At 50.4% G+C, this 24,451-nt stretch carries 20 protein-coding genes and 1 pseudogene; 10 read left to right on the top strand and 11 right to left on the bottom strand.

Annotation, left to right across the window (positions count from 1 at the left end; genetic code table 11):
- Positions 1–14: 14 nt before the first annotated feature.
- Positions 15–2,981, bottom strand: coding sequence for a SusC/RagA family TonB-linked outer membrane protein (locus IE054_RS06955; RefSeq protein WP_189404680.1), 2,967 nt, complete (start codon positions 2,979–2,981; stop codon positions 15–17).
- 144 nt (positions 2,982–3,125) lie between these two features.
- Here IE054_RS06955 and IE054_RS06950 point away from each other — a divergent pair.
- The 4 genes and pseudogenes from IE054_RS06950 to ylqF all read left to right on the top strand — a co-directional run.
- Positions 3,126–3,392, top strand: a pseudogene (locus tag IE054_RS06950) (hypothetical protein); the annotation flags it as partial.
- 242 nt (positions 3,393–3,634) lie between these two features.
- The gene (locus IE054_RS06945; protein WP_189404675.1) at positions 3,635–3,898 is read left to right on the top strand and encodes a hypothetical protein; all 264 of its coding nucleotides are present in this window, start codon (positions 3,635–3,637) and stop codon (positions 3,896–3,898) included.
- Between the two features lie 24 nt (positions 3,899–3,922).
- The gene (locus tag IE054_RS06940) at positions 3,923–4,108 is read left to right on the top strand and encodes a hypothetical protein (protein WP_189404673.1); all 186 of its coding nucleotides are present in this window, start codon (positions 3,923–3,925) and stop codon (positions 4,106–4,108) included.
- A 216-nt stretch (positions 4,109–4,324) separates the two neighbouring features.
- Positions 4,325–5,329 (top strand): ribosome biogenesis GTPase YlqF, encoded by a 1,005-nt coding sequence (ylqF, locus tag IE054_RS06935; protein WP_189404671.1) that lies wholly within the window; start codon positions 4,325–4,327, stop codon positions 5,327–5,329.
- Between the two features lie 127 nt (positions 5,330–5,456).
- On the opposite strand, the gene rlmE is transcribed toward ylqF, so the two are convergent.
- Positions 5,457–6,077 carry a 23S rRNA (uridine(2552)-2'-O)-methyltransferase RlmE gene (gene rlmE / locus IE054_RS06930; protein ID WP_189404669.1) on the bottom strand — a complete coding sequence of 207 codons (621 nt, stop codon included), beginning with the start codon at positions 6,075–6,077 and terminating at the stop codon, positions 5,457–5,459.
- 94 nt (positions 6,078–6,171) lie between these two features.
- Between rlmE and IE054_RS06925 the strand changes: the two genes are divergently transcribed.
- Positions 6,172–6,918, top strand: a complete 747-nt coding sequence (locus IE054_RS06925; RefSeq protein ID WP_189404667.1) for a TrmH family RNA methyltransferase — start codon at positions 6,172–6,174, stop codon at positions 6,916–6,918.
- On the opposite strand, the gene rluF is transcribed toward IE054_RS06925, so the two are convergent.
- The 5 genes from rluF to IE054_RS06900 form a co-directional block, all read right to left on the bottom strand.
- Positions 6,915–7,652, bottom strand: a complete 738-nt coding sequence (gene rluF, locus IE054_RS06920) for a 23S rRNA pseudouridine(2604) synthase RluF (protein ID WP_189404665.1) — start codon at positions 7,650–7,652, stop codon at positions 6,915–6,917. The two genes, IE054_RS06925 and rluF, sit on opposite strands and share 4 nt — an antisense overlap.
- Positions 7,653–7,762: 110 nt before the next feature.
- Entirely contained in the window at positions 7,763–8,971 is a 1,209-nt protein-coding gene (locus IE054_RS06915; protein ID WP_189404663.1) for a M24 family metallopeptidase, read from the bottom strand.
- Positions 8,972–9,243: 272 nt separating this feature from the next.
- The gene (locus IE054_RS06910) at positions 9,244–10,551 is read right to left on the bottom strand and encodes a YfaP family protein (RefSeq protein WP_189404662.1); all 1,308 of its coding nucleotides are present in this window, start codon (positions 10,549–10,551) and stop codon (positions 9,244–9,246) included.
- Between the two features lie 10 nt (positions 10,552–10,561).
- Complete coding sequence (locus IE054_RS06905) at positions 10,562–11,419, bottom strand: PKD domain-containing protein (protein WP_189404660.1); 858 nt, start codon at positions 11,417–11,419, stop codon at positions 10,562–10,564.
- A 496-nt stretch (positions 11,420–11,915) separates the two neighbouring features.
- The gene (locus tag IE054_RS06900) at positions 11,916–13,286 is read right to left on the bottom strand and encodes a hypothetical protein (protein WP_189404658.1); all 1,371 of its coding nucleotides are present in this window, start codon (positions 13,284–13,286) and stop codon (positions 11,916–11,918) included.
- Between the two features lie 295 nt (positions 13,287–13,581).
- Here IE054_RS06900 and IE054_RS06895 point away from each other — a divergent pair, with 295 nt between their 5' ends.
- The 4 genes from IE054_RS06895 (at position 13,582) to IE054_RS06880 (ending at position 19,103) form a co-directional block, all read left to right on the top strand.
- Entirely contained in the window at positions 13,582–13,962 is a 381-nt protein-coding gene (locus IE054_RS06895) for a hypothetical protein (RefSeq protein ID WP_189404656.1), read from the top strand.
- 121 nt (positions 13,963–14,083) lie between these two features.
- Positions 14,084–15,883, top strand: coding sequence for a hypothetical protein (locus tag IE054_RS06890; protein ID WP_189404654.1), 1,800 nt, complete (start codon positions 14,084–14,086; stop codon positions 15,881–15,883).
- A gap of 188 nt (positions 15,884–16,071) precedes the next feature.
- Positions 16,072–18,639 (top strand): PAS domain-containing protein, encoded by a 2,568-nt coding sequence (locus IE054_RS06885; protein ID WP_189404652.1) that lies wholly within the window; start codon positions 16,072–16,074, stop codon positions 18,637–18,639.
- Between the two features lie 41 nt (positions 18,640–18,680).
- The gene (locus tag IE054_RS06880; protein ID WP_189404650.1) at positions 18,681–19,103 is read left to right on the top strand and encodes a hypothetical protein; all 423 of its coding nucleotides are present in this window, start codon (positions 18,681–18,683) and stop codon (positions 19,101–19,103) included.
- Positions 19,104–19,265: 162 nt separating this feature from the next.
- Here IE054_RS06880 and IE054_RS06875 read toward each other — a convergent pair whose 3' ends face one another.
- From IE054_RS06875 to IE054_RS06865, 3 genes are read right to left on the bottom strand one after another with little or no spacing between them, the layout of a single operon-like run.
- Positions 19,266–20,288: a hypothetical protein gene (locus IE054_RS06875; protein WP_189404648.1), complete on the bottom strand. Its 1,023-nt coding sequence runs from the start codon at positions 20,286–20,288 to the stop codon at positions 19,266–19,268.
- A gap of 12 nt (positions 20,289–20,300) precedes the next feature.
- Positions 20,301–21,419 (bottom strand): putative porin, encoded by a 1,119-nt coding sequence (locus tag IE054_RS06870; protein WP_189404646.1) that lies wholly within the window; start codon positions 21,417–21,419, stop codon positions 20,301–20,303.
- A gap of 10 nt (positions 21,420–21,429) precedes the next feature.
- Positions 21,430–21,843: a type 2 periplasmic-binding domain-containing protein gene (locus IE054_RS06865; protein WP_189404644.1), complete on the bottom strand. Its 414-nt coding sequence runs from the start codon at positions 21,841–21,843 to the stop codon at positions 21,430–21,432.
- Between the two features lie 322 nt (positions 21,844–22,165).
- Here IE054_RS06865 and IE054_RS06860 point away from each other — a divergent pair, with 322 nt between their 5' ends.
- The gene (locus IE054_RS06860; protein WP_189404642.1) at positions 22,166–23,755 is read left to right on the top strand and encodes an ABC-F family ATPase; all 1,590 of its coding nucleotides are present in this window, start codon (positions 22,166–22,168) and stop codon (positions 23,753–23,755) included.
- 44 nt (positions 23,756–23,799) lie between these two features.
- Here the strand turns inward: IE054_RS06860 and IE054_RS06855 are convergent, their stop codons facing one another.
- Entirely contained in the window at positions 23,800–24,357 is a 558-nt protein-coding gene (locus IE054_RS06855) for a YceB family lipoprotein (protein WP_189404640.1), read from the bottom strand.
- Positions 24,358–24,451 lie beyond the last annotated feature (94 nt).

Here is a 24,451-nt window from a genome sequence, read left to right as displayed (position 1 = left end):
ATCATCCTGTTCGCTTAAAAAGAAACTTCCAGCCCGAGAGTAATTCGGCGAGGTACAGGAAAGACTTCGTTGGGGGTTTCCGGATCTTCGCTTAGTGTGCCGTCTGGCGTGATAGTCAGTAGATTCTGCGCTTGCAGGTAGACACGAGCGTCAGAGAGTCCAAAGCGTTCAATGAAGTCCAGCGTTGGGGTGTAGCCAACACTTATATTGCGTAATTTAAGATACGTGCCCTCTTCCCAGAAGAAGCTTGACTGGCGGCCTTCACCATTGTTATCGATCAGAGTGAGTGCAGGCACATCGCTATCTGTATTCTGAGGTGTCCATGCATCAAGTGTTCGGGCACCATAGTTTGAGCCGATGTTTAAAGAAGTGAAATCAGTGAACAAACGCCAGTTATTCCGGATTTGTCCACCTTTCACGCCCTGCCAGAACATGTTGAAGTCCCAGTTTTTGTATTTGAACGTGAAGTTCATACCGTAGATAAAGTCAGGATCTGTGTCGGCAAAGAAGTCTTGATCTCTTTCATCAATAACACCATTTCCATCCAGGTCCTGCCAACGGATCCGTCCTGGTGCGGCGCCCGATTGTGTGGCATGTGCGTCAACTTCCTCCTGACTTCGGAAAATACCATCAGCCACATATCCATAGACCGAGTTTATTGAGCGGCCCAGAATCGTTTTGTCCTGACCATTACCGCCAAAGGAATTCACTACATCTTCGGGCAGCGCGGTGACGGTATTTTCGGCAGAAGACACGTTGAAGTTAATATCTACAAGCAGCTCATCTTCCAGTAATCCTGTATCAACCCACTTCTCGTATCCAAGAACCAGCTCTACACCGGCATTTTCAATGGTGCCGCCATTGACCCATTTCTGCGCCCCTTCACCAAGCGTCGCAATAGGTTGAGTGAGTGTAAGAATGTCGCGTGTTTCCTTTTCAAACCAGTCAAAACTTCCGTAAATCGTTCTATCAAACAGTTCAAAGTCAACGCCCACGTTTACCTGTGTCGATGTTTCCCACTTTAGATCAGGATTACCGCTTTGCGATCTTACAAAGCCCGACGGCAATGTGCCGCCGTTAGAACCACTTATGTCGTATGCTGTGCCTTCATCTTGCTGATTTGTAAAAAGTGACTGTGTCGCATAGCGCGGAATGTAGGTGGTGACTGTCGCGTTGGTTGGTATCTCCTGATTACCGGTTTCACCCCAGCTCCCTCTCAGCTTTAACGTATTTATGAAGTCAATATCAAAAAAGTCTTCATTACTAACTACCCACCCAAGGGAAGCAGCAGGAAAGTTACCGTACTCATTTGCGTCACCGAACCGCGAAGAGCCATCACGGCGAATTGTAAATGATGCGAGGTAACGATTATCGTAATTGTAATCTACGCGAGCAAATTGTGAGTCTAGAGACCAGGTTTCACCTTCACCTTCAACTCGTACATCTGACGTCGCCTGAGAAAGATAGGCAAATGAACGATCATCAGATGCGAAGCCAGAACCTATACCTCGCGATAATTCACGCTCATAGTTAATTTGCTCGACACCAGCGAGAAAGTTGAACTTGTGCAGGTCATCTAATACCAGTTTGTAAGTGGCTGTCGCGCCAGTAATGATGCTTTGATTCCAGTTATCTTCTACCGTTAAACGATCTCCGCCACTTAATGAGCCCGCAGTAAATGCGCGAGTAAAGTTACGGAAATAAAACTGACTGTAGTCAACGCCTACATTTCCTCTAAGCGTTAAGTTTTCGATTGGCGAGTACTCGACAAAAAAATTCGCCATTACTTTGTTGTAGGTATGGCCGTTATCACGATTCTGCTCGATGATTCGAACCGGGTTGTCTCTGTCAGTAATTCCCGGGACTGGCCCACCCCAACCGCCCACATCATTGTAAACGGGAACAATGGACTGCTGCTCAATTGATAATCCCAGGATCTGCCCGGCCAAATCATTGATAAGGTTAGCTTTCTGATCGGTAATCAGAAATGTCTGACCGACTTTGATTTTATCTTCCACAACCTCATGTTCGGAATTGAACCTGAAAGCCAGTCGCTCAAACCTGGAGCCATCAACAATCCCTTCGGCTTCAAAATAGCCCAACGAGGTGTAGAAATTGGAAACGTCATTGCCACCTGCCACGGAAAAATTCATGTCCGATACTTTTGACGTTCTTGTAACTTCATCAAACCATCTTGTATCAGCCGGACGCTGAACGCCTTCAGGATCAGTATAAGTAGGCAACACGACCGAATTTAATTCCGGGTTTTCATAATCCTGATTCCAGTCGAAGGTATAAAGCGGGCTTGCAGAGTTTGGATTTGAGCCATCATTGACAGCCGCTCGCCATACTACTGCACCACGTTCCAGGGTGTTCAGAGGCTGCAGGTCGTAGTCGTACTCTTCGATGCTCTGATTAAAACGGAAGTTGAAGTCCAGTCCGTCGTGGCCTTTCTTTGTAGTGACAACAATTACACCATTTCCCGAGCGGGCACCGTAAATACTTGCCGCTGCCGCGTCACGCAATACCTGTACATCTGCAATGTCGTTACTGTTAATTTCGTGTAAACCAGACTTTGTAGGAATGCCGTCGATGATGTACAGCGGATCATTATTTCCGAGAGGACCCAGTCCCTGTCCCCGAATTCTTACCGTCGCCGTCGAGCTAGGATTACCTGTGGTGGTAATCTGAAGACCAGGCACCCTTCCCTGCAAATTTTGCATTATGTTGCCAGCAGGAAGATCTATAACATCTTCAATGTCGACTGTGGCTATTGCGCCTGTCAGATCTGTTTTCTCGACTGCGCTATAACCGTAGGAAATTTCTATTACTTCTACTTCTTTCGGCGTTTCCGCCTGTTCTGCGTCAGACTCAGTCTCCTGCGCCTGTAACGACGTTGCCATCAGCATCAGTGCCAGAGGAGCTGGTTTTATAACCGCTCTTAACTGACTTGCTAATGGATGCAATTTGTAGTCTTTCATATCGCGTCCCGATAGTTGAAGTGGTGTAATCTTTTCAAATAAACAACGTTGTCTTTTTACGTTATACTAGTTCCGAAAAGATTGATCAACAAAAAATTAACAACAAATTTCATGTGTCAGCTTTAAGTCGTTTGTTTCAGCGAGGTGACCATGTATGGCGGCCTGAATCACGAAGCGGGTTATGCGCAAGTGCAATCGTTTCCCGCAGACAGTTATACGCAATGGATGTTTGCTGTAAAAGGTTTGCCGCAATCCATCAATAACATATGGAAAATTTTCATCTATCCAGAGCACTTCAGCTACCAGCTGGTTCGGGAAGGCAGAGAGTTTCGGGTAGATTTTGACTTACGTCAGTCAGTTGAGCCCCCTCCCGCTCCCTGGGGGGGCAATGTGACCGTGTTGCTATTTTGAAAAAATACTTCTGCCAACACTAAAAAATTTCGAGAACACAGTGAGCGCAAGCCATAAAAATGAAGCCGCTGATAGCAAGTACTAACTGACAGGAAATATACGCGTTCTTTATTTGTTTAAAAGCGATCTCGGGTTCCTCCCAGGCACATTAAAAACCGTGCTACTGATCAGTTACAAACGCGCAAGTTATGTCCTTTAATTGAATTGGCATTATTGCCATAAACACACAGGGAATTAATCACATGGAAAATTTATCAGTTAAAGAGGCCGACTGGGTGAGCGGCGGCGACATTTCTTTTGGCGAAGCCATCGCAATGGGATCGTTTGCCGGTGGCACAGGCGCGGCAGTGAGTGGAGCCAGTATGCTAACGATCGGCAACGCCACCGTAGCAGGTGGATTGATAATAGGCGCTGGCTATGCGGGCTATAGCCTTGGCACTGCCTTCAATCTGGGCTCCGTTGGCTCAAAACTTGGGGTCTGGATTTATGACTTGTTCAACAAGTAGTGATTTTTTACGTGGGGAGCAGGTATGAACATTCGCTTATCGTTCTCTGATATCACCCGACTTATCGTTCTGATAGCATTTTCATTGGTGTTTTTACAGTTTGTCGGGCTGACACCGGCAAGCCCTGAGCGATATCTGACTGCGCTTTTGGTGTTATTAAGTCTGGGGCTGGGTGTCTTGATTGGGCAAAAAGATAAGTCAGACAGCTAAGTTTTACCGCACCTTCAAAAAGACCGAAAAGTCCTGGCGTCACTCCAGGACTTTTACCTGTACTACACCAAAACCAGCCATATCTACATACGATGCTCCAGTAAAGCGGTGAATGTCGCCTTCTGACTTCCCCCGAAACCTACTTTCAATTCTTTGCACATATCCCGCATGAGTAACGTACAATACTCAAAAGTGAAGTTGTTGAGGAAAACCAACGTGGCATTACAGTGGTTTCCGGGGCATATGCATAAGGCCCTGAAAGAAATAAAAGAGTCCTTAAACCAGGTAGACATTCTGATTGAAGTGCTGGATGCGCGCATCCCCTACTCCAGTGAGAACCCTGAGATTGCAAAGATCCGTGGTGATAAGCCCTGCCTGAAAATTCTCAACAAGTTTGACCTGGCTGATCCCGACATTACCCGGCAATGGCAGGAGGAACTGGAAAGCCAGCGCGGCGTGTTTACCATTACCAACACCAGCGACAAACCCGCTGAAAGTAAACAAATCCTAAGTCTGCTCCGTGAGCACTGCGCCGATAAAAATGCTTCGGTGAAGTCGGTCAATGCCATGATCACCGGCATTCCCAATGTTGGCAAGTCTACCCTCATTAATATTCTGGCCGACAGGATCATTGCCAAAACCGGCAACGAGCCTGCCGTCACTAAAGGCCAGCAGCGTATTAACCTTGGCAGTGGCATTGTTCTGTACGACACGCCTGGCGTACTCTGGCCAAAAATTGAAAACCCAAACTCGATTTATCGTCTGGCTGCGTCGGGCGCGGTGAAAAATACCGCCATGGAGTTTGATGATGTGGGCTTCTTTGCCGCGGATTATCTGATTAAGGCCTACCCGGAGGCGATGAAGGCGCGCTTTAAACTAGACGACTTACCCGACACCGAGCTGGAATTTCTGGAAGCCGCTGCCAAACGTCGCGGCGCCATTATGAGCGGCGGTCGGGTTAATCTGCATAAAATCTGCGAAGTACTGCTAAGTGAACTGCAGTCCGGCAAACTTGGCCGGGTAAGCCTTGAAACACCGGCTATGATTGCAAGTGAAAAAGCAGAAATGGCCGCCGAGGCAGAGAGAAAAGCGGCAGCAAAAGCCAAGCGCAAACAGCGCTTTAAAGAAGGCTCGTTAACGCCCGACAAAGCCGCCCGCAAAGAAAAGCGCACCGAAAAACGTCAGGCACAAAGCAAACGGATGAAACAGGGCCGCAGATAAACGTCATTGGTGTGTTGCCGGGCCTGACCGCATATCAGCAAATGATCAGCAGCGGCGTTGGACATGGAAATATGTTGCGGGGGAGCAAAGCCGGTGCATCGCCGGGATCATTGCGCCCCGCCGGTTTTTAGCCTTTAAACCCTTTTCCTACCAGATAGACCTCGCGGGAGCGTGGTCTGGAGGCGGCGGGTTTACGCACAATCACTTTGTTGAACGAGCGGCGAACATCTTTCACGTATTCTTCGTACCCCACGCCCTGAAACACCTTTGCACAAAAGCTGCCGCCGGGCTTTAACACGTTGCGCGCCATATCCAGGGCCAGCTCGACCAGATACATGGCGGCATACTGGTCGGTATTTTTCACGCCACTTAAATTAGGGGCCATGTCCGAGACAACCGTATCGGCCTGTCCGCCGTCCAGCGCCTGCAAAATGTCTTCATACACCGATTCTTCGGTAAAGTCGCCCTGTATAAAGGTTACGCCGTTTATAGCATCCATAGGCAGGATGTCTGAGGCGATCACGCGCCCGGCATCGCCCACCACGGGAGCCACAATCTGTGACCAGCCACCGGGCGCAGAGCCCAGATCCACCACCACACTGCCGGGGCGGAAAAGCCCGTCTTTTTCGTTAATTTCAATCAGCTTATAACTGGCGCGGGAGCGATATCCATCCATCTGCGCTTTTTTAACATAGGGATCGTTGACGTGCTCGTCCATCCACTTTTTACTGGTTTTTGATCGCGCCATGAAGTTCGCCTGCTCCGGTATCGCAAAAGGGGCGGATATTGTAAACTTGCCGGCTTAAATTGCAAAACTCCTCTCCCATAGCAGGCTCGCAATCATGAAGCTAGATGATGTTAAAAAGCTGCATCAGAAGAAATACCGCGTGGAATTTGGCCACTATCTGGTGGAAGGTGAGCACCTCATCATTGAGCTGCATAAAGCCCTGACGCATTCAGCCGATGCACAGCGTATCACTCTGTATATCACCGAGGCACGACAGGACTGGGCGCGCGAATTTGCGTCTGACTTTGATGTAAAAATGGTCAGCGATAAGCAAATGGCCAGGCTAAGTGATACCAAAACACCGCAAGGTGTCGTCGCCTGTGTGCCCTTACCCACACACAGCACGCGCCAAACTGGTGTAGCGCACAACGCGCGCTGTATCTATCTGCATGAAGTACAGGACCCCGGTAATTTAGGCACCATCATCCGCACACTGGCCTGGTTTGGAGGGTTTCAGTTGCTGCTAAGCCCTAACAGCGTTGATCCGTTTAACTCAAAGGTAGTGCGCGCCAGCATGGGGGCCATATTTCACCTGCCCATCGAGACCGACTGCGCACTTAAAACCCTGCCGCAGCGCTTTGATAAATTTGCTTACCTGGATTTGCAGGGCGAAGCCATTACCACACCAGCTTTTGCCAACTACGACTGCTACCTGTTTGGCAATGAAGCGCGTGGCGTGCCGCTGGATAAAGTGTCAGCGTCTAACGCGCAGGCGTTTACCATTGCCGGCAGTGGCACCATCGATTCGCTCAACCTGGCCAGTTCGGTTGGAATTTGTGCCTACCAGCTGTCTGTTCGTTAAGCCGTTTTTTTTGAGTGTTTAACGGCGTTATTTAACTGCGTCAGTTCCTGTTTAGTCAGGTTACGCCATTCCCCTGGCCGCAGTTTACCAAGCTGAATATGCATAATGCGGGTACGCTTCAATTTGGTCACTTCATACCCTAAGAATTCACACATACGGCGGATCTGGCGGTTCAGTCCCTGGGTAAGAATAATACTGAACTGAAAGCGGCCACGTGCGCTGACCTGACACGGCTTGGTCACGGTACCCAGAATGGGCACTCCGCGGGCCATTTTCTTCAAAAAACGCTCACTCACCGGCTGATTTACGGTAACAATGTACTCTTTATCGTGGGCATTTTCGGCACGCAGTACTTTGTTCACGATATCGCCGTCACTGGTCAGTAAAATCAGGCCCTCTGACGGCTTATCCAGCCTGCCGATTGGAAAAATACGCTGCTTGTGACCCACGGCATCAATGATATTGCCCTTCACATGCCGCTCGGTCGTACAGGTAATGCCAACCGGTTTATGATAGACAATGTAAATACGATCAGACTTATCTTTGGCAACACTGCCAACGGTTTTGCCGTCCAGCTTTACGGTGTCACCCGGTTGCACTTTGGTGCCAAGCTCAGGCAGCTTACCGTTAATGGTAACGCGCTGCTGCTCAATAAGTTTATCCGCCTCACGGCGGGAGCAAGCGCCGGTATCGCTTAGGTATTTGTTTAATCGCTTGGGTGCGTCGGTAGTCATATCAACCCGTCAGTTTCACAGCGTTAAAAAAGCCCGTTGGCAGGCTGGTAAAGGTGCATCAAGTATACAGGATTACCGCCTTGCCAGACAGACCTTAGCCATACGCAGCCTTAACCAAACGGCGCGTCCAGTGAATGACTCGGCTCAGTAAACCATTTTGCGCCGTCTGCGGTGACGTAGAAATGATCTTCAAGGCGTATACCAAACTCGTCCGGCACCACGATCATCGGCTCATTACTGAAGCACATACCCTCTGCCAGCGCTTTGGGATTATCTTTGACCAGGTAGGGCCATTCGTGAATATCCATCCCAATACCGTGGCCTGTGCGGTGTGGCAGCCCCGGCAGCCGGTAGTCTGGCCCCAGTCCGTCCGCTTCAAGGCGTTCTCGCGCGGCGGCATCAACGTCACCACAAGTCACGCCAGGTCTGGCTGCATTAAATGCGGCCAGCTGCGCCTGTTTTTCACTTTCCCACATGGCCTGCTGCTTTGGGCTTGCCTCGCCAAAACAGTAGGTTCGGGTTATATCCGACAGGTACCCATGCAAACGACAGCCGGTATCAATCAGCACCATATCGTTTTGTTTCAGGCGCTGCGGATCTTTTACCCCGTGCGGATACGACGTTGCCTTGCCGAACAGCACGATGCAGAAAAAGCTGCCGGTCGCCCCTACCTTTTTATGCGCAGCATCAATAAACGCTTCCACCTCAGTGGTGGTAATGCCTTCATGTAACATGCTTGCCGTTGCCTTATGCACGGCCAGTGTCATGTCCATGGCCTGCTGAATAAGGGCAATTTCAGCCGCTGATTTGTGCATCCGGCACTCTGCGGTCAGCGGGCCGCCATTGATGATCGCAAAATCTGCAAGCGCCTGCTGTATACCATCCACCACAAAAAACGGAGTAGCTTCGTCAATGGCTAACGTGTCGCCACCGGCGGTATCGACATCCGCCACTATGGCGGCGACCCGCGCATACGGACTTTCATGTTCCTGCCAGCCGGCCATGTTGCCAGGCATGACTTTGCGTTCATTCAGCGAGTCAATCTCAAACGTAGGGGCGATATACACCACCTCCCCTTTCGCCGGTAAAATTGCGCCAACCATGCGCTCACTGGGGTACCACGCCATACCGGTAAAATACTGCAGGTTAGTTCCCGCATTCAGGTATAGTGCGGCAATCCCCTGCGCTTGCATTAACCGCTGGGCCTTTTCCATTCGCGCCTGAAACTCCGCCGGCTGAATCGGCTCTGCCGTTGCCGTCATATCAGACAGACTGGCCAGCGCCTGTTCTGCTGATTTGCCCCCAATACCTGTTGTCATGAAGTCTCCGCCGCTAAAAATTGCATAAATTAAAAAGTAAAAAGGCGGTAGCTTAACGTTGATAGCACTTAGATAACAGGCCAGCCTGACTCGCGGCATTGCCGATAGCTGATTCTCAGGTCGTATTGGGTGTTGGTGCTGGCACCAGACTTTTCAGGGAAGACTTGCTCATTTCACCGTACCTCATGATGCTTTCGAAGCTGATAAATTGAGCTGCAGAATAGATATTGTTTATTTCAAATGGCCCGCCTAGCGGGCCATTTTCCTCTCTTTTACTCCACGGTATACACAGCGTTTCCGTTGCCATCATCTGCCACGGTTATCGTGAACATTATCTCAGGGCTGTCATTGCCACTACTGCCACGACTGTTTTCGAGTAACGTTTCTCGCGGACCATAAACCTGGCCATTTCCTAAAAACAGCGAAACAGAAGCGGTTTCAGGCGCATTACCTGCGTAGTAATTTACGCCAATGGTATATTCGCCAGGGTTTATCGACTCGCAAGGTACAACATAGTTTTCCGGCCCAAAACTAGTAACATCGTCTACGTCCAGCGACCCGTCGCTTCCCTGCTTGTTCCGGTAATACACATGTGTTCCGTCAGGCTCAAACGCATGCAGATCGACATCGCGTTGCTCTCCCCACGTCAGGGAGGCGCGAAGTGCACCAACACCTGCCGTGGTTGCAGGATAGGTCAGATTTGCCGCCATCGCTCCAACGCCTGTATCAATCCGGGCCCGGGAATCAAGCTCTGAATCAAAATAACTTTGCAGAAACCCGTGATTCATCCAATCCCGCCCTTCGAATATACCGGGGTCGTTATCAATATTGGCAGGCAGTACCGTGAATGAGTCTCGTAATGGGTTAATCACCCGGTCATCTTCTGCGGTCACGTAGGCAGTATCCTGCACCGTCACGTATGCCGAGTAGTTATTGACTGATCCGGCAGGTGATGCCACACCGAAATAGCCAATACTGTTGCTTCGCTCCGGCTGACGTTCCTTAACGGCACTAACAATAGAGTTGGAATACAGGTTACCCTGACTATGTGCCACCACCATCACTCTGCGTCCTGAAAGCAGATCACTTTCATAAATATTGGTTTGCAGATTCTGGTCGGCGACCAGATCGCGCATTGCATCGACCATGGTTTCTCGAATCGCATCGCGCATTGCCTGAATTTCACTGTCGCTTAACAACACATCAAAGAAATGCTCAATTGTCGATTCGTCAAAATCTTCCAGGATGAGTGTATACATCAGGTAGGGATCACCATCGATACCATACTCGGTCATTTTCTGTACCATGACCTGCATCAAGTCCGTTTGCAGTCCCTGGGTATTATTGTAGGCCACCCCAAACGTGTACGTTTCTTCTTCAGCTGGTAAAGTGTATTTATACGCCGATTCCAGCGCTGTCATGGAATCAACCGCATCCGCAAAGCTGTTCCCTACACCGTTGGCATAATAAAACATAGTCCGTTTTTCCGTTTGCTCTTCGGCCACACAACCATTTAGCGAGGCATAGGCGTTCAGTGGCGCTGCCAGGGACAGAGCCAAAGGTAGAATTATCCGTTTCATGGTCTGCTCCTTAATTTTGCTCTAAACGACAGTAGTTCGATGTTACAGGCAGCGATCGCTGCACCCGGCCAGACATTTTTTGATCGAATGCCTGTGCCGCGGCACGACGCTCTTCAGTATTTAGCATTAACGCTCGCAGAAGCTTGCGTTCCTTGCGCGCATCCTCGGCTGAGAACGCATTTTCCAGGTTGTAGCATCTGACCATTTTGACCACATCTTCGGCGACGTCTGTGACTTCGATGTCGCTGCCGTTTAACCCCACTTCAAGCATTTGTTGATAGACGCTCGCAGCTCTGCGGCTGACCTCCCGTTTATGGGTATCAAGCGGAAAACGTTCGTAAATCGCAATCTCGATATCGTCGCGGACACCATCATCATCGGCATCTTCGCCGTTGACAGTATTGTCCGGTGTTGCAGGCATCGCAGGCAGGCGTGCTGCATCAATTTCGTCAATGGTCACAGTGACCGATGACTCCGTCGTTTCGCCATCATCATCGGTTACGCTTAGCGTAATTGTCACTGTTACAGATTCGGCTATTTCTCCGGCAAATAACTCGGCGGTTGCACCGTCGCGGGTCATAGTAATTGCGCCGCCAGCATAGTCACCGACATCAAGACTCCAGTCATAGCTGTCGATACTGCCATCTGTGTCGCTAGAAGATGAGCCATCAAACACCGCTGAGTCACGTTCTGATAATGTGGCCGGAGCAACAATTTCAGCGACAGGGGCTTCATTTGAGGGTTGCGGCTCAGGTTGTGGCGTTGTGGTCACGTCGTTGTCGTCACTACCACCACAGGCTGTCAGTACTGACGCCAGTGCAAGCGCTATCAGCGAGCGTCTGGCGCTCAAAACAGCATGCTTCTTCATGTGTTAATTCCTTTTTCAATACAATGGATGTTTCTTCATTCAACAACTGGGAATGTAATTCAGAGCGTTACCGGTGGCCCGGTAAGGTTGGAAGGTTGTGCTTTGGGGTCAATTAACCCGACAGTCGCTGGCACGACCAATGAGTTAACGAAGACAAAACTATCCATGTCTCTGATGAAAGCGTAACTGGATGTACGCTGTGTTTCCTTCAGTCGCGAATACTATAGATAAAAGAAACAAAAATACAAGAACTTACGTGACCTTATCCGGGCGTTCCAGGTTATTTAACATAACTTAAGCAATCTATTTCCTTTTGTCGCGCGAGATGGGATTATTGAGGGAATTGCCTGTGAATCGGTGTGAAACGAAAATATATGCATATATGCAAAGGCACCACACAGACTGTCCTATACCGCCCTAAGATTGCGGCGGCATGAGTGGACTGGCTCGGGCGTAGCAGGCTCTGTATAGGCAAAGCCTGCTGTGATCTTATTCGTCAGTAGACCGAAATTTCCATGCTGTGTACCCGGTAACTGTCCTCATGCGGCTCTAAGTAAATTTTAGCCGTATAATTGTCCCGTTCGTATTCCAGCATGTTATCGAAGTAAAACGCAGTGTCGCCAGCTACGGCAAGCGCGTCTTCTTCTGACTGGCCGAAGTAGAAATCGCCGAACTGCCAGTCTGCTTCATCTGGTTCAACGGCTGCCAGATATCCGGGATTAACATGTACCTTGCTGATGTTTTTACCGACGGTTTCAATCAATGTCGTTGCGCTGAACAGGTGATACTGTCCTCGGCGTACCGGCTGTGAGCGCCCGAAGCTACTGAAAGGCACATCATCCAGCGCAATACTTTGGACATTACCGTTATTGAGTGTGTCTGCCAGAAAGCTGAGAGCCTTGTTATTCATCAACGCAGCAGGGACCGACATGGTTACTGGTTCGCTGTCATCCTCTAAGGTAAATCCGGTTACCTTTACCACTTCATTTTTCTGATTGTTGGCAAGATACCTATCAGTATGAACGTGAACTGTCTCGCCTTGTTTTGTAAGCGTGACAGGAGACTCATCCAGCTTCTCAGCTGCTACTTTCGCTCCTTTGCTGAGTTGAGGCGTTATCTGCCACTGGCGGTCATCGAAACGCTCGTCAAACGGAAGGTAATTAATAAACGTACGACTAAATAGTGACTTACCGTACGTAACCCTGGCAAGTTTTCCACTTTTAATAACCAGCCAGTGGTCGCGACCATAGCTGATCAGCTGTGCATCTTCAGACAACGCAAACTCCAGCGTGGGCGTACCAAACTTGTCCAGCATCTGCTGTTTGCTCGCCCCCAGCTTCAGGCCGTACAAACCGATTTCAGGCCCCACTTTGACATTGTCCCCTAAGTCAGTCTCTACGATTTGCGCTTTACCCTGATTGAGATCCAGCGTGATGGAATAATCAAACGAGTAACTGCCCATCGAGAATGAGTGCTGTCGTTTACCACGGGCGTTGTAGGGGGTGATCTCGCCTGTGCCATCAGCAGGCGCATCACAAGCGCCTATAAACTCCACCTCAACCCTGATAGTGGCGTTATCGGGGCCGGTGGGTTCTACTTCTTTATCCGTAATCGCGATGCCTTGCGCATTGGCTGCGATTGCCTCTTTTTTTATCCGCCCCATCAGTTCCTGAAACTCTTTATCCACCTGGGCCTGACGTGAGTCGGAGCCTTGGTATTTAAGCCGCTGGCTCGCCTTTGTGGTATTCAGTACTTCATAATCACAGGCCGGGTAATGATTTAATACCTCGGGGCTGGAGTAAGCGTTAAACGCGACGGTAGAGAGCAGTGTCGGGATGAGCAGGGTAGCAAGCTTAGTGTGTGTCATGTACGTCCTTGTCATTATTGTTATGTTAATCAGTAGTATCAGAACCGCGCAGCCAGGTCAAAATTCTGAAGGCTGACCCTTGAACTAAGCTATTGAAATCAATGACGCAAAAGCCGCAGGCATGGCCGTTTACACACGCTGAGAGTGTCGTTAACGTAACCTAAGCACATCAACTGAGTTGTTGAAACCCAGCCCCCGTGTCACTGCCTGTCATCAATAAAAATTCTCGACAGATACAAAAATGCCAACTATTTTAAAATTGCTCAAAATTCAAACAACATACAGGGAGGCGAAGATGAGCAATCTATCTGATGCACTGGCAGAGTTAAAAAACGCGATAGTGGATTTTTCATCGCTGACCGTGACTACCTACTCGGGCGATTTGAAAATCATTTTCGATAACGCGCAAAAAGACGGTCAGGCTAACCCTTCGCTCAATACGCTGGATATGAACACGCTGTTTCAGGCGGCGCTGACCAATGCTGAGCTGGCTCCCGCTCAGCAGGCCAACTTTAAGCTGGAAGCCATGAATATTCATAAAATTGACGGCGACGCCATTATTTACCGGGATCAGGCATTCAATCAGGGGCTGGAGGAAGCCCACACCGCTGCTATTCAGGCTGGACGTGAGACCCGCGAAGGCTTTCTAACACTGGTAAAGGGGATGTGGTCGTAGGGACTAGCCGTGACTTGACGACCTATATCCAGGCACCATTCACTGGCGGCAGACGCAGTGTTTCCCGTTCTGTTGCAATGGCAGCGTTGTCTGCTCTTCTCATCCTACGGCGACAGACACCATGGACGTTGACAGCATTTTTAAAAAATATCAGGCAAATGATCACGCCGTCGACAAGGCCATAGATCATGGCGTGGTTGGTACATTCAATCAGGTGGATGATGCTAACGCTACACTGGTAACCGGTCCGCTCGGGCCGGTGATCTGTCGTCGCCTTTATTTATTGCAGTACCTTTCATCCCATGACTTTACGACATACCAGTCATTATCCCGCGCTGGTTTCAGCAACCCCAGGGCGCTAAGCGACTGGCTTGTGCAGTTTAATCATTCGGTAAAATTACTACAGCAGGAAGCCGGCCTGCAAACCGATCAGTGGATTGGGTCAAAAACCTTCAAAGCGATGCAGCAACTGTTTTCCTTTGAGGAGCCGACCAACCTGTCACTGTGGTATAAACACGGCCGCTCCAGCACATTTCTGAAACGGGCAATCTATGTTCGTATGCAGTTCACGGGCCTTATTCCCGGCAACCATGTGCGCTTTTTCGAACAGGGGAGAACCTATCAGCAGGGTAAATATGAGCTGGGCGATACACTGCAGGATGGATTCATTCTGTGGCGAAAAGTGTTGCAAACATGGGGGATGCCCCCTGCTGCAGGCACAACCAATCAGTACCTTACCGCAACACTGTTCGACATAGATGGCCTTACCCGCACCCTAAATGCACGACGCAGTCAGATCGCCAGCACGTTGCAGCATACCCGGCTTGACCCGCGCTGGGAGTCGTACACCGCATTGCCTACAGGCGCGCTTACACGTCAGCAAATTAAGCAGCTGGCACTGCGTGTGCTTGTCGCTCACAGCCGCATTGAAGTGTGGCTTCAGGGCTATGCGTCGGCGCTGGATAACGACCCTTCAGACGGCATGTATGATCCCGGCGACTCCATCGATGCGCACGATTTTAGCCTGGCGTTTAATGAGCCACTGCGGCGACGTCGCAATCATAACTCCAGGCACATTATTGGCCCTGAGTTGAGCCTGTATCGTCAGTTCTGGCAGGATACGAAAAAGCTTTCAACCACACTGAAAGAGCAAAATGTGAAGACGGGCTTCAAAGTCACCATTACCAACCCGCTTCTTACCAGTATCAAACACAATATCCGAATGGGACGCCTCACCATGGCGTCTATGGCATTGCAGAATATTCACTGCGCGGCGATCATCGATCAGGTCCCGATGCCGGATAAGACGACCCATATAAGGCGAATTAACGAAGAGTATACAAGGCTAAGTACTCGCGACCGAAATGTCGGCGCCTGGCAAAAAGGACGTGGCCTTGTCGAGATGGTGCTTGATGGCGTTAAGCGACTGGCTAAGTGGTTCTGGCAGTCAGTAAAAAACGTATTCAGAAAAGTTTCACACTTTGTGCAGCGCATAATTCGTGCTGTACAGCAACTGGCGGTTAAAGGACTGACTTACTATTTTCGCATTACAGAACTGTTTTCCACCTCTGTGCACTGGGTAATGCAGCCAGTCATGTATCAGTCAGATGCGATCACCGTTTTTCGTGATCGTGACTATGATGTGTCAGTGTTCATTGACGACGGGCCTCACACACTATCTGCCATAAATGGAATGCAAAAAGATTTGTATTTGTCAGTGGCACGCTTTCGCACTGCCTGCAACTTGCTGACAGTATTGCTGGACGTGTTTGTCGGCGTGGCAGCGCTGGTAGGTGGTGTCAGAAAGTGGAAAATCGTCGACGCGGCACTGGCACTGGCCAACTTTTATGAACGGCTGCCCGGCGAGGATAAACGCTATCTGGATTTGGCCTTTCGCGACCCTGACGCAGACTTAGCCTAGGAAAGATGCGAACTAAGCTGTTGCCAGCGGCGGTGGCGGACAGATGATCCTGGACTACACTTTTTAAAGGTACAGATACACCCGTGGCCGATGCCATGGGGGACCGTTGCAATGTACAAAGAACAATTCAATGTGTGCCCGTCAGACCAGCCGTACAGACTGAAAGCACCGATAACAGAGGGCTAAACATGGCTTGTTGTCATTCATCCCGTCAGTTTTTTTTCAGGACACTATGTTTTATCAGTGCTCTGCTCCTGAGCCCGGCAACGTATGCACTCAGCGACGTTGTCGCTCAACAAAACCCACATAATGTTGCTGCACTAATTTACGGCTTGCTGGGATTGTTAGCCCTGTTCCTTATTACCCCGGTTGTGCAGTTTTACGTCGGCGCTGTGAGGGCGTCAAACCACAGGCAGGCACTCAGCCAACACGCCCGGGCGCTGGCGGAAGAGCAGTCTGAGCAGACCGCTGTAACACCCGGTGACCAGACAGAAAAACCTGAGCGTACAATGCCCTCACCTCCCCTTCAAAACGTTGTGGACGACTCGCCGGTGGGTGTCTGTCGTCTCAATGGCCAGTATGAAATAATCAGTGCCAACCACAGCCTTGTTACGCGTCTGAACTATCAGGAAAGCGACCTTAGAAAAGGCGATATTTTTAAATTATTTGCGGATGCGGATACCGCAGAGCGTTGTGCCCGCCTGTTGCAATCACAACAACGGCTCGCGGGTGAGCATGTCGAGTTTATTACCCGTGACGGTGACAGCCTGCCGGTTGAACTGACCGTTGAGCGACTGGCTGACGGGCACGAAGAGTATATTTGCTGGATCGTTAACTATTCAGATGAGCAGTTTCAGTATGACAAATTCAATAGTTTGTTAGAAAACAGTGGCCTGCCTGTCGGCATTCTGACTAAGCAAGGTTTTGTCAAACTCAATAAGAACGCATACAAATTCCTGCAAGTGGAAAGTGAAGTGCGCTTACAAGGCCTGTCGCTTCAGTCGCTGTCAATCAATCACAGCAAGGAAAAGGCCGATGAACTGGCTTCGCTCGTCGATACTGTCATGCAAAAAGGGGGGGTGAGCAGCCTGCCGTGGTCACATAAGATCAATGGCGAAACGGTACCTTGTGAGATCACACTTGTGCCCCTGTACAAGGCTCATCAACTGGACTCTCTGATGTGTGTCTGGACTGATCTTCGCGAATTGCATCAAGCCAGTGAATTGCTTAAAACCACCTCCAGCGAGTTGCAAGCCCTTCGGCTGGAAAAGGCTCAGAGCCAAACGCAGACCTTACAGCAACTACGCAAAACCGAAACTGAACTTGAACAAACGCAGGCACTGCTGACACAGCTTCAGCAGGACCATGGCATAGCCACTGACCGGGTAAAAGCACTGGAACTCAAGCTGTCTGAGAGAAACAGACAAGCAGACGCTTCCTCCGATACTCCCGCTACCGACGCAAAGCAGACGTTGCGCAGCGCAGACACGACAATAACGTCACAGGAAACCGCACTGCGCGAACGTGATAAAAAAATCGCCGCCATGACGCTTAGTCTTGAGGCTGAACAGCGGCAGATTTCTGCACTACAGTCTCAGATTACCGGGCTGAAATCGGCTCTGCACAAAAAACAACAGGAGAACGAGCTGCTGGACTATCAGCTTGATCGCCTCGAGGCGGAACAGGAAAATGCCACTGACTTTATTCGCAGGCTTACGCAGCAGCTAAACGTGCAGCGAAAGTCAGCGCAGCAACTTAATACCGCGCAGACCAAAGACAGTGCCACAACGACCATTCAGACCCTGCGGGGTCAGCTTGACGCCGTAATGGCCGACAGCCTTAAGGAAAAGCAGCAGTTGCTGGAAGCAAAAGCGAAAGTCGATGCCGACCTCGCCTCCACCAAAGCCGCGCTCAATAAAACCCAGAAGCATGCCCGTGAATTAATGGCATCGTGTGAGCAGCACCAGGCCGACAATAAACAGCACACCGACCTTATTGACACACTGATGTCGCAGCTGACCGCGCTTAAAGACGACGTCAGACAGCAGGCTCAGACGGCCAGTGAGCACGGACAAAACGCTGAACTGCAAGCCCTGCAGCGCGCACTTAACGAACGTCAGGCAGAGCTGGACAGAACGAAAACTGAGCTGACACAACTAAAACAAACATTAACCCTGAAGCTGAAGCAACAACGCCACACCGATGCGCAGCTAGCGGCGCTGCAGCAAAAAGAGCAGGACTACCAGGCTCGTCTTAAGGAAGCGCACCACGCCCACACCCAGCTTACGGACAAACTCGCGGCTTTGCAGAAACAGACCCGAGCCGCTGGCTCGCAGGCACCGACGCCGCCGCAAAGCCTCTCTGCCATCCTGCAAAACCGGCCCGATATTGAAAGCATCGTGCTGCCCACAAAGCCAGTATCCTGGTTCGATCTTAATTACTTCTGGGCCAGTCAACCGTCCGATTTCAGGTTATCGCTGTCGTTAAGTGCCCTGCTGGATGAAATCGATACACTGCTGCGTCGCGGCGACAGTGCAGTGCGATCAGCCCAGATGACGGAAATATCCCAGATTGCCGAGCAATTGCAGCGGGTATCTAAAACGGTCAATGCCGATCAACTCATCGACCTGGCACAAAGCTTTACCCGCGACTGCCGACTTGGTATGAAAGATAACGCGCTGGTCAGGTGGCAACCGACTAAACAGGCCTTGCAGAAAAGTCAGCGTGTGATATACGAACAACTGCGGCATGTGTAGGCAGAAAAAATGTCTCGTCATTACATAAAAAGGATAAGAATATGCAGAGCCCCTCAAAATGGTATTACGTTATCGCCACCCTGGCGCTGATATGGAATTTGTTAGGGTGCATGGCCTTTGTCGCAGACTTGATGGTCAGTGAAGAAGACATTGCCAGATTAAGCGAGGCCGAACAGGCCATGTATGCGGCCCGGCCTGTCTGGGCGGTTATTGGAACAGGAATGGCTGTTATTCTTGGCGCGCTGGGCTGCATTGCCATGCTACTGAGGCAGCGCTGGGCGGTAGCGGCTTTTTATCTGTCACTGATTGGCCTGATTGCGCAGGATATACATTTATTTTTGCTCAGTGACGCAGTCGCCATTTACGGCGCCACGGTGCCGGTCATGCAAACCCTGGTGCTACTTATTGCGATCGCGCTCATCCTATGGAGCAGAAAAGCGAGCAGCAGAGGGATTTTACGCTAACTGGCCTGCCCTGGCGTACGTGTAAAAGCGTCTATCGATACTTCGCGAGTCCTGATGTGCAATGTTGCAAGACAGGTTTGCTTTTCTGCCTAACACGTTTATTAAGCGTGGAAGGGATAAACCCAGGTATGCGTGTAAATGCCTTCCTGCGTCGCGGTGAACTCAGCGGCTCACCATAAAGCGCTGAGTTTGCCGAAAACGGTTAAACACGTCATTTATTCTAAATTCAACGGCATATTCACCGGCCAGCATCGATGTTGCCTCATCCACTTCAAAGGCAATCTGATTGACTGCACGGCCAGCAATGGATTCTCTGCCAATCACATCGCCATTGGGGTCAACAACGGTCATGGCAACAAAGCCATTCGGGCTGAAGTTAAAGGTTGCTGTAATATCAATCGAAGTTAAGCAGACACGGCCTGCGGGCACCTCGGCGTCACATAATCTGGGCGTCGCCTGAAACTCAATAAGTGCCAGACTGCCGGAGGTCTGTGTTGCCGCATTAAGTTCATCATTATCAGCCTGTAGCTGCGTTACTCTGGCCTTAAGGCGTGTTACTTCCTGCGTGGCTTCACGTAACTGTGCAGTGAGTTGCGCTGAGGAGGCTGTGTCAGTGGGGGCCGCGGTATCAGACTGAGCGCGACGGGCCTGCAGCAAACGGGCGTTTTGTTGCTTCACCTGCGCTAATTCCTGTCGCAGGTCGGAAAGGTCCTGTGTTGCCGTTTGCAGCGCCGCGTCGGTTTCTTTCAGACGCCTGATTTCACGGGCCAGGCGCTCAGTTTCTTCCTCGGTCTTACTCAGCGCGGTGCTGCAGCGCTGACTCTCTGCCCGCGTACTGTCAAGTTGCTGCTGCAAGCCGTCATCAGCCGCCTGGTTGGGTGAGACGTCGCAGGTAGTGTCTTGTCCGGCGCTTTCGCTTTGACCTTGCAGGTCGGCCAGTATGGACTGGCGACGGGCGATCGCCCCCTCCAGTTCAGATACGCGTTGTTCAAACTGACTGACATTTCGCTTTAAACGGTCAGACTGCGCTACGAGCGCCGTACGTTTCTGCTCAAGCTCGCTGACGTACTGCTGACCGGCGTCCAGTGAGGCATCCATTTTCATAAAAAAATAGCCTGCCACCACCAGCAGTACGGCAACCATCACTACAACATACACCAAAGACCGCTTCAGTGGTTTGTCCATGCCAGCGACTCACTAGAACACGTAGTTGATAGCGAAGCGGGCCAGCGTGGCATCCTGTGCGTCATTCAAATCGTCGTCATAACGGCTTATATCAACCTTAAAGGCAATATTAGCATCATAGTCATAGCGCAGTGTGGCGGTGGCTACTGTGTAGTTTTGCGCAAACGCTGCGTTAAGGCCCTGTAAGGCGCCCAGCAGCGCAGGTTGCAAGGCTTCGGGCTGCGCACTTAATTCGTCAAGGCCTTTTTGCTCGTCACCTTCAAAATCCTCATAGGTGACAGACGGCGTCCATTTACCCAGGCGCAAACCGGCCGAGACATACCAGGCATTGTCGGTTGGCGTGTAAGATCGCTCAATTTCCACTTCGGTATACTCCGCCTTAATAAACCAGGTGAAGTGGTCAATATCCAGTCCTATACCAATGAACTTGCCGCTGTCCTCATTGATAGCAAGAAAATCGGCAAACTCCGGCGCGACCATGGCAACCTGACTAATGGTGGCATCTACCAGTTGCTGGTTAAACGTCGCTTTGGTCGCACCATATACGCCACGCAGGTTCAGCCATTCATAGCCGACTTCGGCGCTCAGCATATAGGTATTGTCCCCTTCCACATTGCCGTTGAATACTTCATTGTCAAAGGTTCCCAGTGCAGCTCCCAGTTTTATCTCCCAGTCACCGACAAAGTCAGAATAGTCCAGACGAAAGCCGTCCATGTTGTTGAATGGAATGTCATAGACATTGCGAGGTGCAGCAATCCAGTGGTAGGAATAGCCAACATCGAGCGAGTCTGAATAACGGAAAAGCGGTAAGCGAAATCTGCCTGCGGTTGCGGTCACGTTGTTACTGACCCGGTAACTCAGGTAGGCCCATTCAAATTCTACCTCATAATCGTCCTCCCCCCGGGCCAGGATCTGAACCGTGGCCGACATTTGATCATTAATGTCACCACTGGCCTGCAACGCAAACAGGCTTTCTTCGCTAAAGCTAATCGAGTCGTCATACCCATAAACCGTCTCATCGCTGCTTGTCATCCCACCGATGAAGTTTGCAAACCCGTTTATTCTTATATCTGCATACACCGGACTGGTGCAGCACAATGTCAACGCCGAGGCAATAAGTGCTTGTTTCATGACAAATTCCTTAGTCTATGTTCACGACTTTGACGTCATTAGTTAGTGAAGAGGCATCAATGTAGCCAATGGCTTGCTGGTCCTGCTTAATCAGGTCGATAACCTCACTGTCGGACTCAACTTCTGTTGGCATTACGCCGCGTCCGGTAAATACCAGTTTCGCCAGACTGGCTGTGACCTGTGCAGTGCTACGACCGAGTATATTCTGATCAAACTCAGTGCGCTGGGCCGTCCCCGGCGCCTGGTTAATCACCAACGGTTCTTCACCCGTAGAATACTCAGTGACCTTACCCAGAAAGATGCGCTGAACAGATTTTGCCGACAGCGTGGCTGAATTCTGCGGGTTCACGACCACGACCACCTCAGCAAAACTTTGCGAACTGAAAAAGACACCAAGCAGTGCCGCGCTTATCATGCGGTTCATTGTTTCGCTTCCTTAATTTAATTCCAGGTCAGCAGCACTGGGGGGCATGTCCCCATGCTCGGTGATAGGTTAGAGAGTGACTGTCTGTATGTGCCCGTTTTCATTCCATAGCCCTGTTGTTGTGTTTTCATACCGTCATTGGTCAGAATCATATGGCGACATCTTTATGATCTGTTTACTTTTTCACCAACCATATTCCTAAGAATGACCCACCGCGGTCAAAAGTCAAGCGCAGCAATCCGTTCAAAAATTCCTCGACACCAGCGCTATGAATATTTATAGTGCGCGCCCCTGCACGCCTTCGTATTTTCAGGTATCCGATTTGATTACAACAGCCAATATCACTATGCAGTTTGGCGCACAGCCGCTTTTCGAAAACATTTCTGCCAAATTCGGCAACGGCAACCGTTACGGCCTTATCGGCGCGAATGGCTGCGGTAAATCGACACTGATGAAAATTTTAAGTGGCAAACTTGCACCATCGTCCGGGAATGTCTCTGTGACGCCGGGCACCAAACTGGGCGTACTCAGTCAGGACCAGTTTGCATTCGAAGACATGACCGTCGTCGATGCCGTGATCAAAGGTGATGAAGAACTGTGGGAGATAAAGCAGGAGCGTGACGCCATTTACAGCAAGAGCGAGATGAGCGAAGAAGAAGGCATGCGTGTGGCCGATCTGGAAACCCGCTTTGCCGAAATGGACGGGTATACCGCCGAGGCCCGGGCCGGTGATATTCTGTTTGCAGCGGGGATTGAGGAAGACTATCACTTTGGTCTGATGCGGGAAGTGGCGCCCGGCAAGAAAGTCCGGGTACTGCTGGCCCAGGCTCTTTTTGCCGACCCGGACATTCTGCTGCTTGATGAGCCGACCAACAACCTGGACATTTATACCATTGACTGGCTGGCTCAGGAGCTCAGTCAACGTAAATCGACCATGATCATTATTTCTCACGACCGCCATTTTTTAAATTCCGTGTGTACCCACATGGCTGACATAGATTATGGTGAGCTGCGTATTTATCCCGGCAATTACGATGCCTTTGTAGAAGCATCGACACTGGCGCAGGAACAGCTTCACCAGGAGAATGCCAAAAAGAGTGCGGAAATTGAGGAATTGCAGAGCTTCGTTGCGCGCTTCTCCGCCAACGCGTCCAAAGCCAAGCAGGCGACCTCGCGCGCCAGACGTCTGGAAAAAATTGAGCTGGCCGACATCAAGGCTTCCAGCCGTCGCAAGCCTTTTATTCAGTTTAAACAACATAAAAAACTGCACCGCCTGGCAATTACACTGGAAGATTTGGGGCATGGCTACCCGGACCTGCCGCTGTTTAGTAACGGCAACTTGCTGCTGGAAGCCGGTTCCCGTCTGGCAATTATCGGTGAGAACGGGGCAGGTAAAACCACCTTGCTGAAGTGTCTCATTAATGAACTGGATGCCAGTGAAGGTACCGTAAAATGGGCCGAAAATGCGGCTATTGGTTACATTCCGCAGGACAGTACCCGTGATTTTGACTGTGATCTGACATTGTTCGAATGGATGTCACAGTGGCGACTTCCCCGTCATGATGATCTTCAGGTAAAAGGCATGCTGGGTCGTTTACTGTTTAACTCTGATGACTTTAATAAGAAGGTCAGGGTGTGCTCTGGTGGTGAGAAAAACCGCCTGCTATTTGGCAAACTGATGCTGCAGGATATTAATGTGCTGGTCATGGACGAGCCGACCAACCACCTGGACATGGAATCCATCGAAGCGCTGAATAATGCGCTGCTTAATTTTGATGGCACTGTGATCTTCGTCAGCCACGACCGCGAGTTTGTATCATCGCTGGCGACCCAGGTCATCGAGATAAAAGATCGGCAACTGAACAAGTTTGACGGTAGCTACGAAGAATTTGTCGCCCACCTGGCGGCCTGAAACGCCGATGAGAGGGCGACGGCAGGTCGCCCGGCTTTCACCTGTCACCCCTGAGGTTTCAGCACTAGTTTTCCTGACTCAACGTCCAGTTGCAACGGTACCTTAGTTAGCAAATTAATGGCCGTGTTGCTGGTATCGAGCCGGTACACCGGGTTTGTTTCAAGGTAACGGTTCAGTACCCCCTTAAACTCCCGGGTCAGCGGTGTCAGGTTGCCTCGATAACCACCAGCATCAACAGTACTGTCCAGTAGTGTCAGCGAGCGCAGAAATATTGCTTTTTTGTCATTATCATAAAATGGCTGCCCTTCTACTTTCAGCCGCACTCTGGCGTCGTACGTGAGCCCAAACACATCTACCGTTGTCGTGGCAACCGAGCCCAGTTGTACCACATTACGGTCGTCCGGTCCGATCTTTGTCGCCACTTCATCAATAGTGAGTTGTAAGGGTATACCAAGCACCCTCACACGGCGTTCCTGCGCAACTAACTGCTTTTCAAGCAGTGTCGCCAGCTCAGCCTGGGTTACTGAATAGGCTGAGAGTTGTGCCAGCCCCGCGCACCCGGCCAGCAAAAGTGTCAGGCCTCCCAGAAGCAGTTTTTTCATCATCTTTCCCCGTTCATACAGCAGGTGTCAGGATACGTACTTGTCGCCAGACTTACGAGTACTGTGTGCGACCTGCGAGTCACCCTGAATACTG

The organism is Alteromonas halophila, from assembly GCF_014651815.1.
GTDB classification, from domain to species: Bacteria; Pseudomonadota; Gammaproteobacteria; order Enterobacterales; family Alteromonadaceae; genus Alteromonas; species Alteromonas halophila.
The sequence above is the reverse complement of the archived record's forward strand: the minus strand, read 5'-3'. Positions and strand labels throughout refer to the sequence as shown.